The organism is Tenacibaculum crassostreae (assembly GCF_964512405.1).
GTDB lineage: Bacteria > Bacteroidota > Bacteroidia > Flavobacteriales > Flavobacteriaceae > Polaribacter > Polaribacter crassostreae.
This window is the reverse complement of sequence record NZ_CAZELE010000007.1, coordinates 112,466-131,664: the sequence shown is the minus strand read 5'-3', so window position 1 is coordinate 131,664 and position 19,199 is coordinate 112,466. Positions and strand designations below refer to the sequence as shown.

General features: G+C 30.0%; 15 protein-coding genes and 1 tRNA gene. 3 read left to right on the top strand and 13 right to left on the bottom strand.

The window, feature by feature from the left end; translation table 11 throughout:
- Positions 1 to 6 precede the first annotated feature (6 nt).
- From ACKTST_RS10850 to ACKTST_RS10820, 7 genes are all read right to left on the bottom strand, one after another.
- Positions 7 to 1,959, bottom strand: coding sequence for a DUF3857 domain-containing protein (locus ACKTST_RS10850; RefSeq protein ID WP_408047767.1), 1,953 nt, complete (start codon positions 1,957 to 1,959; stop codon positions 7 to 9).
- On the bottom strand, positions 1,959 to 3,977 hold the full coding sequence (locus tag ACKTST_RS10845) for a DUF3857 and transglutaminase domain-containing protein (RefSeq protein ID WP_408047766.1): 2,019 nt from the start codon (positions 3,975 to 3,977) through the stop codon (positions 1,959 to 1,961). The genes ACKTST_RS10850 and ACKTST_RS10845 overlap by 1 nt, the downstream gene beginning before the upstream one ends.
- A gap of 5 nt (positions 3,978 to 3,982) precedes the next feature.
- Positions 3,983 to 5,896 (bottom strand): DUF3857 domain-containing protein, encoded by a 1,914-nt coding sequence (locus ACKTST_RS10840; protein ID WP_408047765.1) that lies wholly within the window; start codon positions 5,894 to 5,896, stop codon positions 3,983 to 3,985.
- A gap of 56 nt (positions 5,897 to 5,952) precedes the next feature.
- Complete coding sequence (locus ACKTST_RS10835; RefSeq protein WP_408047764.1) at positions 5,953 to 7,053, bottom strand: DUF4407 domain-containing protein; 1,101 nt, start codon at positions 7,051 to 7,053, stop codon at positions 5,953 to 5,955.
- A gap of 84 nt (positions 7,054 to 7,137) precedes the next feature.
- Positions 7,138 to 9,840 (bottom strand): M56 family metallopeptidase, encoded by a 2,703-nt coding sequence (locus tag ACKTST_RS10830; RefSeq protein ID WP_408047763.1) that lies wholly within the window; start codon positions 9,838 to 9,840, stop codon positions 7,138 to 7,140.
- Positions 9,833 to 10,207 (bottom strand): BlaI/MecI/CopY family transcriptional regulator, encoded by a 375-nt coding sequence (locus ACKTST_RS10825; protein WP_408047762.1) that lies wholly within the window; start codon positions 10,205 to 10,207, stop codon positions 9,833 to 9,835. Before ACKTST_RS10825 ends, ACKTST_RS10830 begins: the two co-directional genes overlap by 8 nt.
- 135 nt (positions 10,208 to 10,342) lie before the next feature.
- Positions 10,343 to 11,731 carry a dipeptidase gene (locus ACKTST_RS10820; RefSeq protein WP_408047761.1) on the bottom strand — a complete coding sequence of 463 codons (1,389 nt, stop codon included), beginning with the start codon at positions 11,729 to 11,731 and terminating at the stop codon, positions 10,343 to 10,345.
- 101 nt (positions 11,732 to 11,832) lie between these two features.
- Here ACKTST_RS10820 and ACKTST_RS10815 point away from each other — a divergent pair.
- A tRNA-Leu gene (locus ACKTST_RS10815) sits at positions 11,833 to 11,914 on the top strand.
- A gap of 106 nt (positions 11,915 to 12,020) precedes the next feature.
- The gene (cls, locus tag ACKTST_RS10810) at positions 12,021 to 13,463 is read left to right on the top strand and encodes a cardiolipin synthase (protein WP_408047760.1); all 1,443 of its coding nucleotides are present in this window, start codon (positions 12,021 to 12,023) and stop codon (positions 13,461 to 13,463) included.
- A gap of 2 nt (positions 13,464 to 13,465) precedes the next feature.
- Here cls and ACKTST_RS10805 read toward each other — a convergent pair whose 3' ends face one another.
- The 5 genes from ACKTST_RS10805 to ACKTST_RS10785 form a co-directional block, all read right to left on the bottom strand.
- Positions 13,466 to 14,266, bottom strand: coding sequence for a DNA/RNA non-specific endonuclease (locus ACKTST_RS10805; protein WP_408047759.1), 801 nt, complete (start codon positions 14,264 to 14,266; stop codon positions 13,466 to 13,468).
- A gap of 1 nt (position 14,267) precedes the next feature.
- Complete coding sequence (locus ACKTST_RS10800) at positions 14,268 to 14,711, bottom strand: acyl-CoA thioesterase (protein ID WP_408047758.1); 444 nt, start codon at positions 14,709 to 14,711, stop codon at positions 14,268 to 14,270.
- Positions 14,712 to 14,745: 34 nt separating this feature from the next.
- Entirely contained in the window at positions 14,746 to 15,813 is a 1,068-nt protein-coding gene (locus ACKTST_RS10795) for an ABC transporter permease (RefSeq protein WP_408047757.1), read from the bottom strand.
- On the bottom strand, positions 15,806 to 16,909 hold the full coding sequence (locus tag ACKTST_RS10790; protein WP_408047756.1) for a mechanosensitive ion channel family protein: 1,104 nt from the start codon (positions 16,907 to 16,909) through the stop codon (positions 15,806 to 15,808). Before ACKTST_RS10790 ends, ACKTST_RS10795 begins: the two co-directional genes overlap by 8 nt.
- Before the next feature lie 175 nt (positions 16,910 to 17,084).
- Positions 17,085 to 17,774, bottom strand: a complete 690-nt coding sequence (locus ACKTST_RS10785) for a queuosine precursor transporter (protein WP_408047755.1) — start codon at positions 17,772 to 17,774, stop codon at positions 17,085 to 17,087.
- A 65-nt stretch (positions 17,775 to 17,839) separates the two neighbouring features.
- Between ACKTST_RS10785 and fabD the strand changes: the two genes are divergently transcribed.
- Positions 17,840 to 18,727, top strand: coding sequence for an ACP S-malonyltransferase (gene fabD / locus ACKTST_RS10780; RefSeq protein ID WP_408047754.1), 888 nt, complete (start codon positions 17,840 to 17,842; stop codon positions 18,725 to 18,727).
- Between the two features lie 55 nt (positions 18,728 to 18,782).
- On the opposite strand, the gene ACKTST_RS10775 is transcribed toward fabD, so the two are convergent.
- Positions 18,783 to 19,193 carry an MFS transporter gene (locus ACKTST_RS10775; protein ID WP_408047753.1) on the bottom strand — a complete coding sequence of 137 codons (411 nt, stop codon included), beginning with the start codon at positions 19,191 to 19,193 and terminating at the stop codon, positions 18,783 to 18,785.
- Positions 19,194 to 19,199: the final 6 nt, after the last annotated feature.

Genomic DNA, 19,199 nt, shown 5'->3' with positions numbered 1-19,199 from the left:
AACGAATTATTCGCTCACTTTTTCAATTTCAATAAAAACATCTTGAGATTTTATAATTTGATTATAAAACTCTTTTAAATAATGATATTCTTCACTACTATATACTTTTTTATTGATGCTAATTTTAGCATACACGGTTAAGGTGTTTTCATTTTTTCTATAGCTTAAGATATACCTACCTCCTTTGTTAGGTAATGAAAGAGTTTTGTTTTCTGGTAGTTTTTTTATTGTGTAATTTTCTGGTAGGTTTAGAGATAACATATAAGTGTCATTTCTTGGATACGCAAAATCTACTGGATATTCTCTTGTGTTAAGTTTAAAAGGGTTTACTGTGTGTTTTTTAATTAAAAAAGGATTTAATCGTAGCTTGTTTTTAAAATCTACTTCATCAAATGTTATGTTATATATTTGATGTAAAGCCTTGTCATTATCTTTAATGTTTTTAAAATCAAAATCCTCAATTTCTATATTTGAATGGTCAGATTCAAAATTTTCAACAAAATCTTCATGACTTTTTAAGCTTAATTTATCTCTATTCTTAACTGCAAAATAACCATCACTCGAAATCATTAAGTTACCGCTTAACTCATTATTATCATTTAAAGTTAATTGAGCCTTTGTGTTTCTATACGTTTTTTTGTTTGAAGTTATGGTTTCCCAAAAGCTACCTTTTTTAAAATCCATTACACGTCCATCTCCGTTTAAAGCTTGATACTGAACTAAGCCAAAAGGGAGTTGTTTTTTTGTGGCATCTAAGAAATAGGTTTTATTATCAACTATAATTTTAACTATTAGATAGTTAAATTCATCAATAACTGGATGAAGTTTAGTTGGTACTGCTCGGTTTCTTGTAGAAGTAAGCGTTAAGTAACTTTCAATTTCAGCAGCTTGTAAAGAATTGTATAAAGCTAAATTTATATCAAAAATATTACCTGATTTATTTTCAAAAGCTTCCTTAATCCTTACTTTTCTAGAAGGCCAATACTTTTCATTCCAATGAAAATGATTTTGAATAAAACTATATACTTTTTTTGCCCTTTCTAAATCATTAATAGTAGTCAATATACTGGGATCAAGCTGTTTTTTAAAGAAGTTTTTTTTAGATATTTGGTTGTCTAAAAAATTATATTTTAAACTTCGATCAGCATCTTTCCAAGTTTTTGTAAATTTTTCTACACCTCCTCTAGGGTTCGAATATGATTCAAGCTCAAAAGAAACTTTAGAGATAAAGTTTTCTTTACTAAGCATGTAGTCTTCTTCTTTAAAAGCTGGAATATCATCAATACCATATTCTAAAATTAAGCAAGAACCACTACCTAATCCTGGTATACTAATACAGTTTTTTTTAACAGAAGCATTATTTCTAATAAGTTTAAGGAATCCAATAATTCGGATATTGTATTTCCAGTTTCCTAAAATAGAAGCGGTAAAATCACTTTTAATTTTAGGAATATCAGATTGAAAGTACCAGTCGTCTATTTTTGAATAAGGAGATGTAATAGAATAAGTGTATTCAATAACACTTCCTTCTTTAATGTTAGGTAAAGTAAAAGTGAGTTCTTTCCATTTAGTGTAAAGATCTTTTGTGTAAATTTTACTTTCTAGCAAATGTGTTTTGTGAACTGAGTTATTTTCAGACAAATTATAAGTTATTCCTTTTATAGAATGAACTTTTTCTTCTCCATAAAAAGGTATTTTAATTGTTGCTTTTTCTGCACCTTCTTTTTTTAAGATTTTTATTTTGAAGTAGTAGTCGGTAGTTTTTTTATACTCTTTACTTTCGTCTAAATAATAGTTAGCATGTTCAAAAAGAACAACCGCATTTGCAGTTGAATCTTTTTCATAAGTACTCATTTTGAGTTCGTCTATATTAACATTGCCTATTTTAGTAGATCTCTTTTTTTGAGAGAAAATAGAAAGACTAAAAAGGAATAACAATAGTAAAAATGTCTTTTTCATTATTGTTTAATTAAAATAATTTTCTCTGTTTGTTTTTCAACTAATTGCTTATAAAAATCTTTTACAGATTCATAGTAGTGAGGTGGGATTATAGCTTTATTAAATTGAATAATTGAGTTTAACTTAATTTTGTTTCCTTGAGTTATTATTTTGTATTTAAAAATTCCCATGCCTTCAGGTAAACCAATAGCTAAATCTCCAGGAAATGATTCTACAGTATATCCTTCAGGTATCGTTATTGAAACTGAAAATTGATCTTGCCAAGGCAAACTAAAATCTATAGGAAAATTTCTTTCTTTTGCTTTAAAAGGGTTTTCTTTAGTAGCTAAAAAGAATAACGGCGAGAAATATAATTTATCATTTATTCCTTCAATAAAATCTTCTCCGTTAAATTTGATGTTTTGTACGATAGGTTTCGATATGTCTTCTGAGTTTAGAACTTTAAACTCATCAATTTCAATAGTATATTTTTCCTCTAAATTTGTAATTACATCTTCTTCTTTTATAACGTTATTTCTTTGACGGTAAAACATAGCGTTATGATCTGAAAATGTTTTTCGTAGCATCCCTTCAACAGATCCAGATTCATCAAGTTTAACATGTAAAATGTTGTTTTCTTTTGCATGGTTTGAAGGTATTAGGTTGATTTGTCGTGAAGAACCGTCTTTAAGAACTTCTCTGCCATACCAATTTAAATTTCTATAAGGTAAAATGTTTGGAAAGGAATATTTTTCGGTAGCATCTAGTAAAATATACGTTCCATCCGAAAAATTAACTTTGGTAGTAACATAATTAAAGCCATCAAGAGTAGGGAATAAAGGTATCCCATAATCTTTAGTACTTACTAAAACAGGATTTGCATTTAATCCTGCACTTCTTAACATAGAGGTAAGAATTAGATTAATTTCAGCAGCATTACCAACTCCTTCTTTATAAACTTTTTTTACACCATCTTCTGTATATTTAGCATTATAACCATTCCATTTAATTTTTGATTTGACAAACTGAAAGATAGAAGCTATCTTTTCATAATCATTTTTAGCAGAGTTTACAATAGTGTTTAAATCATTCTTATAATAATTTGTTTTATCTAGTTCATTACCAAAACTAGAAGATTTATAAATTGTTTTACTTACGTCTTCCCAATTGGTAGTGTAATTTTTATAGCTCCCGCCAACTTTAATAAAATTTGTTCCAGATAATTCAAACTCTAAACCTCCTCTGTAGTTATTAATATTTCCTGAATAAGGTTCGTTCTCTTTGATAGCAGGGATATTTTTTTGAAAAAAAGCACTTACTTTAGAAGTATAGTCGACCTTTGAAGAATGGTAAGTTGTTTTAACAGGAGTCCAGCCACCACCAGATCTAGATTTTGAGCTAAACGTAATAGTTTTATTTTTTTTAGATTCTTTAGGAGGGATATGATAATATCCTTTTGAAGTTTTACTAAAAATGAAATATTCAGGAATTTCAACTTCATAATCTAATTGTTTTACTGGTATTCCGTATTGGAAATTTAAAGCTTTAATGTTCCAATATGGTGAGGTTAAGGTGTATTTTAAATCTATAACGCTACCTTCTTTTATATTTGGATATGTTATTTTTTTTTGGCTTCTGTATTTGTTTAATTGTTCGTCAAAAATATCTTTTTTCGAAACTTTTTCATCTATAATTTTACTATCTTCGATATTAAAAGTGTAAGCCTTCATTGAGCTAATTTTTTCAGTATCTCCTGATTCAGGTTTGTAATAAGTTATTTTCTTTGTAGCGTAATTGAAACCTTCTTTTGTGTAAATTTTTATACGTTCATGATATTCAGTTACAACAACAAAACCATCATTAGTATCATATTGGAAGTAAGTTCTTCTTTTTTTTAATAAATAAGCTGCATCGGCAGTAGAGTCTAAAGGATAAAACTTTTCTTCTAATTCTTCTTTTGACACTTTTCCAAACTTAATTTCTTGAGCTTTAGTTTGTAATGTAAATAGAATAATGAATAGGTATAATATATTTTTCATAGCTTTTATTTTTTAATTAATTCAGTTCTTAAATTATCGAGTTTTACAACTTCCTTTATGAAGTTTCGGTATAGTTTGTAGTCTTCTTTAGGAAATACTCCTTTTTTTAGCGAAAATTCTCTTTTGTAGGTGAAAGATGTCTCATCTATCTTTTTAAACGAAATGGAATAAACACCAAACTTGTTGGTGATTTTTTTGTTTTCAGGTAAAGTAGTAATTGTATAACCCGACGGAATTTTAAAAGTAAATTCATCTTTATCGGTAAAACCTCTATCAATTTCTAAAGGTCTTAATCGAGTTCTATAACGTTTTGGGATGCCTGTTATTCGATTAAAAATATTCAATTTAAATAGGTAATTGTTGTCTCTAATTGAAGCAAAATCTTGTATTTTTATATCTAACTTTTCTGTAAATTCAACTTTGTCTTTATCGTTGTTCAGTTGAATATTATTTGTTTCTAAATTATTGTTATAATCCCAAACTTGAGTTTTGTAATATTTAGACAGTTCTTTTTCAGTATAACCCTCAATATAGAATTTATCATCATATTGTGTTGCGTATGATTTTCTTTCTAAAGAAGAAGAGATACTTCCGTTAGGAAGTAGTTCAATGGTAGCATTTATTAGTTGTAAATTATCATCATTAATATATGCAGGAGTTCTTTTTATTAGGCCACCTTCTGGTGTGATTACTAAAACATCTCTATCATCAGTAAAATCACCTAAAAAATTAAAAGGCATTGTTTGACTAGTGCATTCTAACCAAATATCTTCTTCCTCATTAGGGATGTTTAAAATAACATGATTTCCTTCTATAGAAGTAAAGTCTTTATCTATATTTCTTCGGTTTTTCGCATAAACTACAGTATAGTATGATTCAACATTTACAGCGTCTAATAAAGCTTTTGTATAATTAGTTAATCCTTTACAATCACCGTAACTAACGTCATCTACTTTATTTGCAGCTATAGGTTCCCAACCTCCAATATCAATTTGTACACTAATATATCTAGTTTTATTTTGTACATAGTTGTAGATAATTTTAGCCTTCTCTATTGGATCTTCTACATTTTTTGTTAGGTCTTTTACTTTAGCAATAGTTGATGGAGTTAGTTCGGTTTTATCTTTTAATAAATCATCGTACATCCATTTTCCAAATTCTTTCCAATTTTCTCCTTTTCCTTGAATGTTTTTTAGAGAGAATTCGTTTAAAGCTATTTTTAAATTAGGAAGGAATTCATCAATGTTTACTGAATGTCTTTCGTAATCAATAGCTTTTTGATTTGAAAGAGTGTAGGTTATACCGTTTTCTACTGTAGATTGTTGAATATTATATCCTTTAAATTTCTGTTCTCTTTTTCGATAAGGAATATTTTGCGGGTTATTAAAAGTATATATGCTTTTTTCAATAGCTAAATTATAGTTCTCAACAGGAAACCATCTAGGAATAAATCCCGTAGAAGAATTAGTTTCTTCAGATTCGAAAACTACTGTATATGGGTATGATGTTGGTGTGTGTTCTAAATATTTCACTCTTGAATCTGAATATAAAGAAACATCATCAACAGCACTAACATCTAAAAAATCATTCTTAGCGTATTTTTTTATTTTATTTCCTAGCGCATCGTATATAACAGCTGTAAGTTTTGTAACCCTTGTGTCATCATTATAATGAGCGTAGGCATCAACATGAGTGTTACCTAATTTATTTAATACGGTTACTATACGTTTTTTATGTATTGTTTGTTTATTTACCGCTTCAATGTTTACGGTTATGTGGTTAAGTCTAACAACAGCATTAGCATCTTCTTTTAATTCTTGTGGAATAAATAATGAAGAAAGATTAATGTTTTTTTGAGAGTAGAGTTGAGTACATAGGAGAGTAACTATCAAAAAGATAGTTTTTTTGGTTTTTTTCATGCAATTGATTCATTTTGTTTTCTTGAGTCAAAAGTAGAAAAAAATATGTTTTTTTATTATAAAATCTCTTGCTGATTTTTATAAAAAGAATCCGCTTGTAATTTTAGTAGGTTACGAGCCATTTTTTGTTTGTAATTGTACAGTTCTTCCTCTGTTTTTAAATCGGAATAAATTTTATCGTTAAGGTCTTTATCGGTTTGTAAAATAGCTTCTCGTTGGTGTACTTGTTGCTGAATCCAAGTTCGGATTTTGGATTCTTCGTTTTCTAGTTTAAAATCATATTCGCTTTTTGAGCTGATTAGTTTTGCAAAAATTGGAGCAGTTTCTATCGCTAAAAACAACAAAAAAATAAAAAATGAAGGCAACCAAGGAAGTTTGTTTAAGGCATTCACGCGAGCCATTAGCCCATCAAAATTAGAAATAATAGGTTGGGTTTTCGTCTCGTATTCTTTTTGTTGTTGAACTAAGTTGGTAACAGTTTCTTCTTTAGCTTTTATCTTTTCTGCAGTATCAGTTTTTAACTGATTTAATTCTTTTAAAGCAGCATCGTGTTTCTCTCTTTTTTCTTTATAAACAGGTCCTTTTCCGATTAACTTAGTACCTTTTCTTCCTTCTGCTTCTGAAATATAGGTTTCATACAATGAATTCACTTCATTTTCCTTAGTAGCAATTTCCTCTTTTAAAGAAGCTATTTCTGAATTTATTTTTTCAATTTCTGGCGTAAATTGTTGTGCGATTTGAGTTTTGTTATCAAGTGTCATTTGGTTTTTCTCTGTTAACAAAACTTGATTAATTTCCTTTTCAAAAATCTTTAGTTCCAACGGTTTTGAAATCACAACAGCAATTATCATTGCGAGTAATAAACGTGGAATAACTTGCACAATTTCCTGACGTTTAGAATCTCTTTTTTTAATAGTGGATACAATAAACCTATCGAGATTAAAAATTAACAATCCCCAAATAATCCCGAAGAAAATAGCAGTATAAATAGTATCAAAAACTGTGTATAAAGCGTATGCAGAAGCAATGGTAGCCATTAACGCAGTGAAAAAAATAGTAGCACCAATACCAGCGTATTTATTTTGTTCTCCGTTAGCACAATCTTTAATTAAGTTTTGATCTACACCAGAGCAAAGAATGAAAAAATCTTTTATCATTAATATAAGCTTATACAATAAGAACGATAGTTTTAAAATAATGTTACAAAAAAACCTCACATTGTGAGGCTTTTAACAAAACTTTTAATATCCCTTTTGCATTAATTCAATAATTTTATTTTCACTTTTTGAAATATACATATTTAAAGCGCTTTTTTCTTTATCAGTGTAAGCTGAACCATAATGATATTCTTTATTGTTTTCAAGATGCTTAAAAAACTCTTTTTTAGATACTTTTTTATCCTCAATGAAATAATTCTTTTTAAAATTTTCATCCAACTCTACAAACTCAGTATTATTTATAGATGAAGGTTTACTAACTAGGTCTCTTCTTTTATAAACGGTTCCAGTTTCGGTATTGACATCTTCTACTACATGTACTTCGTTTCCTACTACCCACTTATTCTTTGTTTTTTCTTTTGATTGTGGAGGTGGAATATTAGATTCTTCTCCTTTTTTTACTTCTGGAAAAATAGCTTTTGGAGGAGGTGGAGGTAAATTACTTCTTTTAAATTCACTTACTACTTTATCATCTTTATATACTTTGGTGATGTTTTGACCAGGTATAACTTTGTCAGAAGCAGTTTGCTCTGGATTGATAATTTCACCTTCTTTCGTTACTTCCTGCCCCCAGCGGTTGTAATAGGTTGTTCCTTTTTCATTTTTTACATAATATAATGTTTGATTTTTTGCATTAATAAAACCAGTTTTAGGTTTTTTATTAAAATCTTTAGCAGGTGGGGGTGGAGGAGGCAACTGCTTTTTAATTTTCAGTATATGTTTCTTTGTGTTTAACTGATATTGATATTCTTGTGGAAAACGTTTACTTCTAGCATTTTTATGAACAAAACTACCAGAGTAATTGTAAAAATCGGTGTTTTTGTAACTGTTTAGTGCATTATTATCTACTACTTTTCCATCAATCCAAATAGCATATTTCTTTGAGTTTTTTAGCTCTTGAAATAATTTAGTACTTAATTTTTTCTCTTTTAAAACTACGGGTGCTGGTGGCGGAGGCATTAGTTTCTTTTCCTCATCTGTTAATTCAGAGAATTTTTTAGTAATCGTTTTACCGCCTTTTGTTGTGTAAGTAAAAGTTTCATTTTTACGATTAACAATTCTTTTTAATGTTGGAATGGAATCTTTGTTTTTTCTTGAATCATATCCGATTTTTGAAGTTTTTAAAGAAGTTCCATCGTTATAGATATATGATTTGCTATTGGTTAGTATAATTTCATCCAAATATTCTTTACTCAGTTTTTCACGAATAGTTTTTATAAGAGACATCAAAACTTTTCCAGTAGTAAAAATTTCTAAATTTGATTTTTCTCCTTTAGTTTCTTTAAGGAATTCACTTCTGATATTTTCAATATTTATTAATCTGTTGTTTAAGTAATAGTTATTAGTTTTTTGATCAATAAACAAGGTTGGGGCTTCTAATTTAGTATATTGCTTAATTGCTTTTTCCAAATTATCTTTTTGGTATTCAAGAGATCCTTGTTGATTAAAGAAATGTTTTTTGTTATTTAAAGGAGGTGTTATGCTATTCCAAGAAATGTTTTTTATTCCTTTTAAAATAACTTCTTTTTTTGTTGCTTTAATGGTAAAAGCATATTTTCCAATTTCTACGTGTTTATCTGTTGAAAATCCCCAATCTGTAATGGTGTATTCCTTGTTTAATGGGATTTCTAGTCCTGCCCATCTTTCACAATTGTAGCATTTTAAGAAAACATAATTATCGTCTCTTTCAACTGAAGCAATAAAATTTTCAGATACGTTATTATTAGTAATACTCATTTTTAAAGAGTTTGCATCTTTGAGTTTTTTATTGATATCTGTTAGTATTTCAGAAGTATTTGAAGTTTGCATGTCAGATATTTCTTTTTTCTCAATAACAGTATCTAAAAACTCGTTATTGTTTACCTTTTCATAGGTTTCTACTCTTTCAGCAAAAACATAAATACTTCCTGTAAGTAGCGGTAGTACCGCCAACTTTTTTAGCCAATTATTGACTTTTGATGTTTTAGTAGTCATCATAACTAATCGTTTTTTTGTTAATGAATAATTCAAATTACTGGCCAAGTAATAATCGTTGTTCCAAGCAGCTTTGTTCAGTAATAAATATTGGTACTCAGAAATATTTTTACAAGAATTTATCACTTTTTCATCGGCAATAAATTCATGGTTTAGTTGCATTAATTTTTTTAGGAAATAGAATAGCGGATTGAACCAAAACACAATTTTTAACACTTCAATCAACAAAACATCAAACGTGTGTTTTTGAGTAACGTGTGTAAGTTCGTGTGTAAATAATTCGGTTTCTATTTTGTTTGAATGGTATTCTTCTTTATTGATGAATATATGGTTCCAAAATGTATGCGGACTTATAGCATCATCAACCAAAACCAACACAGCATTTTCAAGTTTTATAGTTGAATTTGAAGCTATTTTTTTATAGATTTTATGTAAGTTTAATACAAATCGAACACTTAAAACAGAAGATATAACTATTGATATTCCAATAATGATGTTCCAATAGTTTATAGGAGTTTCTGTGATGATTTGCTGATTAAAAACTACGGGTTCAATATACTCGGTAGGAACTTCAACTACTTCAATTGGTATTTGAGTTGTGATAGTAAATAACGGAGCAATAAATGAAAACAATGCGCTTCCTAATAAGTAAAAGCGATTGAATTGATGCATTTTTTCACGCTCTAAAACTAAGTGATAAAACACTAGCAATATTGCTAAACAACCTGTTGATTTTAGTAAAAACTCAATCATTTTTTTGCTGTTTTATTTGGTTGTCAATCAATTTTTTTAATTCTTCTAATTCACTCACTGTTAAATCGGTTTCAGAAGTAAAAAACGAAGCAAACTGACTTGCAGAATTGTTAAAAAAGTTTTTAATCAATCCGTTTACATGTTTTGAGAAATAATCGGATTTTTTCACTAACGGAAAATATTCTCTCGATTTACCGAACAACGTATAATCAACAAAACCTTTTTCTTGCATTCTTTTTAGTAAGGTAGCAACAGTGGTGGTTGCCGGTTTTGGTTCAGGAAATTCAGCTAATAAATCTTTCATAAAAGCTTTGTCTAATTTCCACAATAATTGCATTACTTGCTCTTCGGTTTTTGATAGTTGCATTTCTACAAGTTTAGAATTAACTCTACAAATGTAGAAAATAAATTTAATTCTACAAGTGTAGAATATAAAAATAATGCAAAAAAAATAGCCTTGAATGTTAAGTCAAGGCTATTTTACTGAGTTTTTATGTGTGAATTATTTTGATAATTCTGTAAAATATTGATAGAAATAAGGAATCGTTTCTATTCCTTTTAGGTAATTCCAAACACCAAAATGTTCGTTTGGAGAGTGAATTGCATCAGAATTTAAACCGAATCCCATTAAAATAGTTTTACTCTTTAATTCTTGTTCAAATAAAGCGACAATAGGAATACTTCCTCCACTTCTCTGCGGAATAGGCGTAACGCCAAACGTTTCTTGATACGCTTTACTTGCAGCTTGATAACCAATATTATCGATAGGAGTTACATATCCTTGTCCTCCATGATGAGGTTTTACTTCTACTTTTACCGATTTAGGAGCAATGCTTTCAAAATGCTTTTTAAATAATTCCGTTATTTCTACCCATTCTTGTCCAGGTACTAAACGCATAGATATTTTTGCATAAGCTTTTGATGCAATTACTGTTTTTGCACCTTCACCTGTATATCCACCCCAAATTCCGTTAACATCTAAAGTTGGTCGGATGGAGTTACGTTCGTTAGTAGTATAGCCAGCTTCACCATGAACATAGTCTATATCTAACGCATTTTTATAGTCTTCTAATGAAAACGGAGCTTTAGCCATTTCATCACGTTCTTCACGAGATAATTCTTCTACTTTATCATAAAATCCTGGAATGGTAATATGATTATTTTCATCATGCAATGAAGCAATCATTTTAGTTAAAATATTGATAGGATTTGCAACTGCACCTCCATATAAACCCGAGTGTAAATCACGATTAGGTCCTGTAACTTCAACTTCAACATAACTTAATCCACGCAATCCAGTAGTAATTGATGGAATGTCGTTAGCAATCATTCCTGTATCAGAAATTAAAATTACATCGTTTGCTAATTTTTCTTTATTTCTTGGTACAAACCACGCTAAACTTTCCGATCCTACTTCTTCTTCACCTTCAATCATAAACTTAACGTTACAAGGAAGGTTTCCTGTATTCGTCATGTATTCTAGGGCTTTTACGTGCATGTACATTTGCCCTTTATCATCACAAGCTCCACGTGCAAAAATGGCTCCTTCAGGATGAATATCTGTTTTTTTAATTACGGGTTCGAAAGGTGGTGAAGTCCACAACTCAATCGGATCAGCTGGTTGTACATCGTAGTGTCCATAGACTAAAACAGTTGGTAAGTTTGGGTCGATAATTTTTTCACCATATACGATTGGATATCCAGGAGTTTCGCAAATTTCTACTATATCACATCCAGCTTTTTCTAAACTTTCTTTGATAGTATCTGCAGTATTTAATACATCTTGATTATAGGCTGGATCTGCACTTACTGAGGGGATTTTTAATAAATTGATAAGCTCGTTAATAAAACGGTCTTTATGTTGAGCTATGTATTCTTTTACGGTTTGCATGTATTATAAATTAATGAGTTTCAAAAATAAGAAAAATAGTAGAGTTCTTCTTTGTAGTTTGCAAGTATTGTTTATATTTGCATCCACAATTTCAAAAGTACGCGGGCGTGGTGGAATTGGTAGACACGCTAGACTTAGGATCTAGTGCCGTGAGGTGTGAGAGTTCGAGTCTCTCCGCCCGTACTTAATAAAGCTTTAATTCATTAAGAATTAAAGCTTTTTTGTTATAGTATTATAACAAATTTGTGTTTTCTTGATTAATTGAATATTTTTAAGGAAACAAAAGAGCTTGATTTCAACAATACTTATTACAGTTTATTTATTAATAATAGTTGCGGTTGCAATTTTTATTGTTAACAACACATCACCACTAAAAGCACTTGCTTATCTTTTTTTATTACTAACGTTTCCAATAGTGGGAGTTATTATTTATTTGTCTTTTGGGGTAAATCACAGAATTTATAAGTTATACAATAAAAAGCTTGAAGTTGACAAACGTGTTTTTTTTGATATTAAAGAACAATTAAAAAAATACACCGAAAAAACACTTGATGAAGCTAAAGAAAACCTTGAACATTTTTATGGGTTGACAAAATTCATTCACCAGGCTAACGTGTTAACTACTAATAATAAAGCGACTTTGTTTTTTAACGGAGAAACAAAATTCCCAGAAGTTATCAAAGCATTGAAAGAAGCCAAAAACCATATACATATTGAATACTATGTGTATGAAAATGATACAATAGGAAAGCAAATAGGTGAGGTGTTAAAAGCTAAAGCTAAAGAAGGTGTTAAGGTTCGTTTTATTTATGATGATTTTGGCAGTAAAAGCATTAGAAAATCTTTTGTAAAATCACTAATAGACAGCGGTGTTGAAGCGTACCCTTTTTATAAAATTAAATGGTTGTATTTTGCTAATAGAATTAATTATAGAAATCATAGAAAAATTATAGTTATTGATGGTGAAGTAGGTTTTGTTGGTGGAATTAATGTTTCAGACAGATATATAAATCCGAATAATTTTAAGTTTTATTGGAGAGATACACATTTAAAAATTGAAGGATTAGCAGTTTTAAATCTACAACGTATTTTTATTGCAGATTGGAATTTTTGTGCTCAACAAAATATTGTTGTTACTGAAGAACTTTTCCCTGTTGAAACTCAAAAAAATATTGAAGATAGTGATCAATTGGTGCAAATTATTGCAAGCGGACCAGATTCTGATCATCCAGATATTATGTATGCTATGATTCAAGCTATTTTGTTAGCAAAAAAAGAAATTTTAATTACTACTCCTTACTTTGTTCCTAGTTCTTCATTTATCGATGCGTTAAAAATTGCACGACTAACTGGAGTAACAGTTAAATTGTTAGTTCCTGGAGTATCAGATTCAAAAGTTGTAAATGCTGTATCCAACTCTTATTATAACGATTTACTAGAAATTGGTGTTGAGATTTATAAATATCAAAAAGGATTTGTTCATGCAAAAACTATAGTTTTTGACGAGCTGGTAGCTACGGTTGGAACTTCTAATTTAGATCAGCGAAGTTTCGATTTAAACTTTGAAATTAATGCTTTTGTTTATGACGCTGAATTAGCAAAAGAATTAAAAGAAGCTTTTTTAAATGATATAAAAGAGAGTAAAAAAATAGAACTTAAAGAATGGAATGAAAGATCGATTTTTATTCGATTTACAGAAAAATTAGTCAGACTAATATCACCTATTTTATAAGATTATCTAAAACTCCAATTTTTATAATTGGTAGTAGCTTCTAGTTTGTTTTCTATATCGTTTGGAAGTTCTGGAAAAAAATCAACACCTGTTTTTTGCTCTAACTCATCAATAGAAATTACAAACTCATATAAAGGCTTTTTACTGTCTTTGTGAGGTAACAAAAATGCAATCGCTTTTATTTCTGGTTCAGTGTAATCCAATAAAACTTTATAAAAATAGTTCGGAACACTTACTTTTTCTTTTCCGATAGTTTTTAAATTTGATTCTAAAACACCACCGGTAACTACATATAAATGATTGTATTTCTTAGCCCAATAACGTGTTTTTTGTTCCAATTTGTTCCAAATTCCAGAGTTGAATTCGTGATTTTGAGGAGAAATATTTGAGGTAAAAAACGTTTCATCATGCGCTTTTTTTGAATAGCGTTTATCACCAGCAGGACATAAATGCCCTTTGTCATAACCAGAATTCTTATAATTTCTCCAATCAGCAGATTTTGTTGTTACTTTAGGGTCTTCAATAAAAAAGGGGCGTTTATGATTTGTATAAGCAATATCATTTTTATGTAGAGAATACGCTACCCATTCAGCTTGCTCATGTTGTTCTTTGTATGATAATTGATATCCGTTATGCTTAACAATTACGCCAGTTGTTGAAGTAGGAAGGTAGTTAAAATCTAGAACCTTAGTTGCTTCTTCAGGAGAAGAAGTTGTATTTGTGTTTTCTTTTTGTTGTAACCAATACCCAACAACCAAAACAATAATGGTAATAATAACTTTTATCTTCCTTGAAGTACTCATATTAGTTGTTTAAAAGAATTTCTTTAAAATCTTCTGTTTTTTCAACCTTATTAAAAATTGTTTGAAACTTTGTTGGAGGTACGGTTAGTTTTCGTTTTTGTAAATCTAACCAAGCTCCATAAACGGTTATAATTGCAGATAATTTTCCTTCTTCATTAAAAACTTCATGCTGAATTTTCCAACGTTCTCCCTTACTCGATAACCCTAACACTTTTAAATTAACGGAAATGTCGGTTCCCATGTGAATTTCTCGTAAAAACTTAGTGTTTTCTTCAAATAAAATAGGACCTACATTCTCGTTTGTAAAATCTTGAATTGTGACGTTATGTTCTTTAAAAAAGCGAAGACGCAATTCTGCAGCATAATCGTTGTATGCGGTATGCCGCATGTGTATGTTGGCATCAAAATCTGCCCATCGTGTTTTAAATTGTACACTAAAACTCATATAAAAAAAATTGAAGGAACGAAATTACGAATTTTTAAGCTTTCACATCTAAAGCATCACGAAGCGTGTTTCCAATGAGCATAAAAGCCATTACCAAACTCATAATTGCCAAGCCAGGAATCAAGGCTAAAAAAGGTTTTCCAAGAATAATGTAATTGTAATGATTCTTAATCATAGCTCCCCAAGAAGGTGTTGGAGGTTGTGCACCAATTCCTAAGAAACTTAAACCACTTTCAATTAAAATAGCAGCAGCAAAGTTAGCCGCAGAAATAACAATAATAGGAGCTAAAATATTGGGTAAAATATGTTTAAAAATAATTCTGAAATCAGAAAATCCTAAAGCTTTTGCAGCTTCAACATATTGTTGTTGTTTTGTCGTAATTACTTGTCCGCGTACCACACGAGCAACCTCTACCCACATGGTGAGTCCAACTGCAATAAAAACTTGCCAAAAACCTTTGCCTAAAGCCAAAGTGATTGCTATCACCAATAAAAGCGTTGGAATAGACCAAGTAATATTGATAATCCACATGATGAAGTTATCTACTTTTCCACCAAAATATCCTGCAATTGCTCCGATCGGAATACCAATAAGAAGTGATATAAACACAGCGATAAATCCGATAAAAAACGAAATTCTAGCACCGATTAATAATCTACTTAATAAATCTCTTCCATATTTATCGGTTCCGAAGTAAAATGTTTTTTGTTGAATGTATTTCTCGTAGGAAGCTGGAAATTCTTTTGGCAATCCATCAGCATATTTAATGACTTCGAGTTGATTGTTTTTGATTGAGTAGGATTGTATTGGGATTTCTGTTGCAGTATTTTTTTTACCATTTATGAAAATTGAAAACCAAGATTGTTGACTTTCAACTTCAGATGGAACACTTAGCATTTGAACAGAGAAACCTGGAGATTTAGAGTGAATTTCTAAATGCATTTGGTTTGCAGAGTTACTGTTGTCTGGTGCTAATACATAACAAAAAATAGCGGTGAATCCGCACAAAATGATATACCAAAAACTTAGCATTCCTGTTTTGCTGCGCTTAAATTTTTCAATAGCTATTTGCCAAAGAGATTTACTAGAAATACTATTCACTAGGTTTTGTTTGTTTTAAATTGTTAATGTCGATACTAGATGGATTTTGAAAAACTTCCAAATCAAAATACTTAACCGATGCTAAAATATGATCAAAAATATTAGCCATGACACGCTCGTAATCTTCCCAAACTTTTTCTTTACTAAAAGCATATATTTCTAGTGGAATTCCGTTAGGAGTTGGTTCTAACTGACGAGACATTAACAACATGTCTTGATTTATTTTTGGATGATTTTCGATGTATTTATCTAAATAAATTCTGAAAGTTCCGAAGTTGGTTAGATTTCGTCCGTTAATTAAAACAGATTTGTCAATATTATTTTCTTTGTTGTACTTGTTCACTTCGTTGCTAACTTCTTCTATATAGTCAGAAATTAAATGTATTTTTTTGAAATATTCAATATCATCATCAGTTAAAAAACGAATACTATTTATTTTAATTAACACAGCTCTTTTAATACGTCTTCCACCAGAACTATTCATAGTTCTCCAGTTTTTAAACGAATCGGATGTTAAATAATAGGTAGGAATACTTGAAATGGTGTTGTCGAAATTTCTAATGATAACCGACGTTAAATTAATTTCAACAACATCACCATCGGCACCATATTTTTCCATCGTAATCCAATCGCCAATTCTAACCGTATCGTTTACTGCTACCTGAATGCTCGATACAAAACCAAGAATGGTGTCTTTAAAAACTAATAGTAAAACTGCTGAAAATGCTCCAAGAGCAGTTAAAAATCGAATTAAAGGTTTACCAGTTAACACTGAAAAAGAAAAGATAGCAGCAATCAACCAAAGTACAATCATAAAAATTTGCACATAACTTTCTAAGGGTTTGTCTTTAAAAGCATTGGTGGTTCGTAAAAAATCTTTTACGGAGAGTAGAATACTTCGGATAAACCAAATGATAGAAAAAATAATAGCTATCGTAACTATACGCTCAGAATAAGTAAATATGTTTGGGAAATCTTCGAGGATTTGTTTTAAAAGGTTGAAAACTATTATTAAAACAACGATTCGAGATAAGTTTAAAAAAGTTCGGTTTTTAATTAATAAATCATCAAATTTTGTTGATGTTTTATTAGCCATTTTTCGAATAGCTTTTCTACCAAAAAACCTAAAAACTTTAAACAAAACATAACCTAACAATGAAAAAATAATCAAGTTGGTTACGAGATTTAAGTATACGGCAGTAGCGTCTGAAACTGAAAAATGCTCTTTAAAAATTTTATAAAAAAACTTGTTTAACATAAATAGTGTTAGCTTATAAATTTGTTAGTTCTTCTCCGATTTTAAGGTTGAATTTTTTTCTAAACCAATACACAATAATGTATAGTATTGGTGTGTCGAGTGCTGCAATTATTACCTTAAACAAAAATCCGCTTAGTAAAAGACTCCCGAAAATATTCCAAGGAAGTACTTTGAAAGAACATAGTAAAAATAATACTGTAAAAGTATCTATAAATTGTGATAAAAAAGTAGAGAAATTATTACGAAGCCATAAATGCTTTCCTTTGGTTAAATCTTTCCAAAAATGAAAAATACGGATATCTATAAACTGGGCAAATAAATAGGCAAGCATAGATGCTAAAACTGCTAAAGGCGAAAGCCCAAAAACTGTATTAAAAGTTTCGTTGTTAATTGGAGATTTATCTATTGCTGGTGCATAGTCTGCAGCTAAAATAATCAACATTGAAAAAAAGGAAGCAAAAATACCCGCAACAACTACTTGGTTAGCCTTTTTCTTTCCGTAGATTTCTGAAAGAATATCTGTGATTAAAAATGTTATTGGGTATGGAAGAATTCCCACAGAAATTTCAAAACGATATAAGTTAAAAGGTTCCCAATAAAAAAACTTCTGAAAAATTAAATTAGAAGTCACTAAAGAAGCAATAAATAAAGCGGCTAAAACGAGGTAAATAAGTTGTGCTTGGTTTTTAAGTGGTGTCGTCATAAAACGAAGATAGTAATTTTAAAAATTGTATGTTTGCACCGTTAAACAAACAACAAGATAAACAGATGAAAGCATATATTTTTCCAGGTCAAGGAGCACAATTTACAGGAATGGGGTTAGATTTATATGAAAATTCACCATTAGCTCAAGAACTTTTTGAAAAAGCCAATAATATATTAGGATTCAGTATTACCGATGTGATGTTTGAAGGTACTGCTGAAGAATTAAAACAAACAAAAGTAACACAACCAGCTATCTTTTTGCATTCGGTAATTTTAGCGAAAGTATTGGGTGATGATTTTAAACCAGAAATGGTAGCGGGTCATTCATTAGGAGAATTGTCAGCTTTGGTTGCAAACGGAGTATTGTCTTTTGAAGACGGATTAACTTTAGTGTCTAAACGCGCAATGGCAATGCAAAAGGCGTGTGAAATACAACCGTCAACAATGGCTGCTGTGTTAGGTTTAGAAGATACTATTGTTGAAAAGGTTTGTGAGTCTATTGATGGAGTAGTAGTTGCTGCAAATTATAATTGCCCAGGTCAGTTAGTAATTTCAGGAGAGATAGAAGCAGTTGAAAAAGCATGTGCTGTATTAACAGAAAAAGGAGCAAAGAGAGCTTTAGTGTTACCAGTTGGAGGAGCATTTCACTCACCAATGATGGAGCCAGCTCGTGAAGAATTAGCAAAAGCTATTGAAGAAACTACGTTTAATGAGCCTATTTGTCCTGTATATCAAAATGTGGTAGCGAAAGCGGTAACAAATCCTGCGGAGATTAAAGAGAATTTAATCGCACAATTAACAGCTCCAGTAAGATGGACGCAATGTGTACAAGCTATGGTAGCTGATGGAGGTACTGAGTTTGTTGAGGTAGGTCCAGGAAAAGTATTACAAGGACTGATGCGTAAAATTGATAGAAACGTTGCTGCTAGCGGAGCTAGTTTTGAAGCGTAATCAGTTTTGATATAAAAAGTAAAAAGCGAACTCATTGAGTTCGCTTTTTTATTTGTTAAATTTCTGAATTTTTAATTCCTAAAGTTTGAAGAATTTGACTTTTCCTTGGGGCTATCAATATCATGTAAACTAAAAGAATTACTCCGAATAAAAGTAATTTAGGTTTTAAAAAAAGAATTGCAAAACAAGCACCTTCTAAAACCGCCCATCTCATAATAGAAGCTGTTTGGTATATTGCTAGTTTTTCATCAGGAGTATTGTCTCTATCTATTTTTTTTAAAGTATTTCTAAACAGAATATTACCAAAAACATACGCAATTGCAGGAATAAAGCTATAAGGTAAATCGCTATTGTCAATTTCTAAATTGAAAATGTTTTTAAAATCACCTAAAAAGAAATAAGCTAAAGTTACACCAGCTACCATAGCTAGATGTATAAATTTAAACGTTTTTATCTTCTGATCCATAGCTAT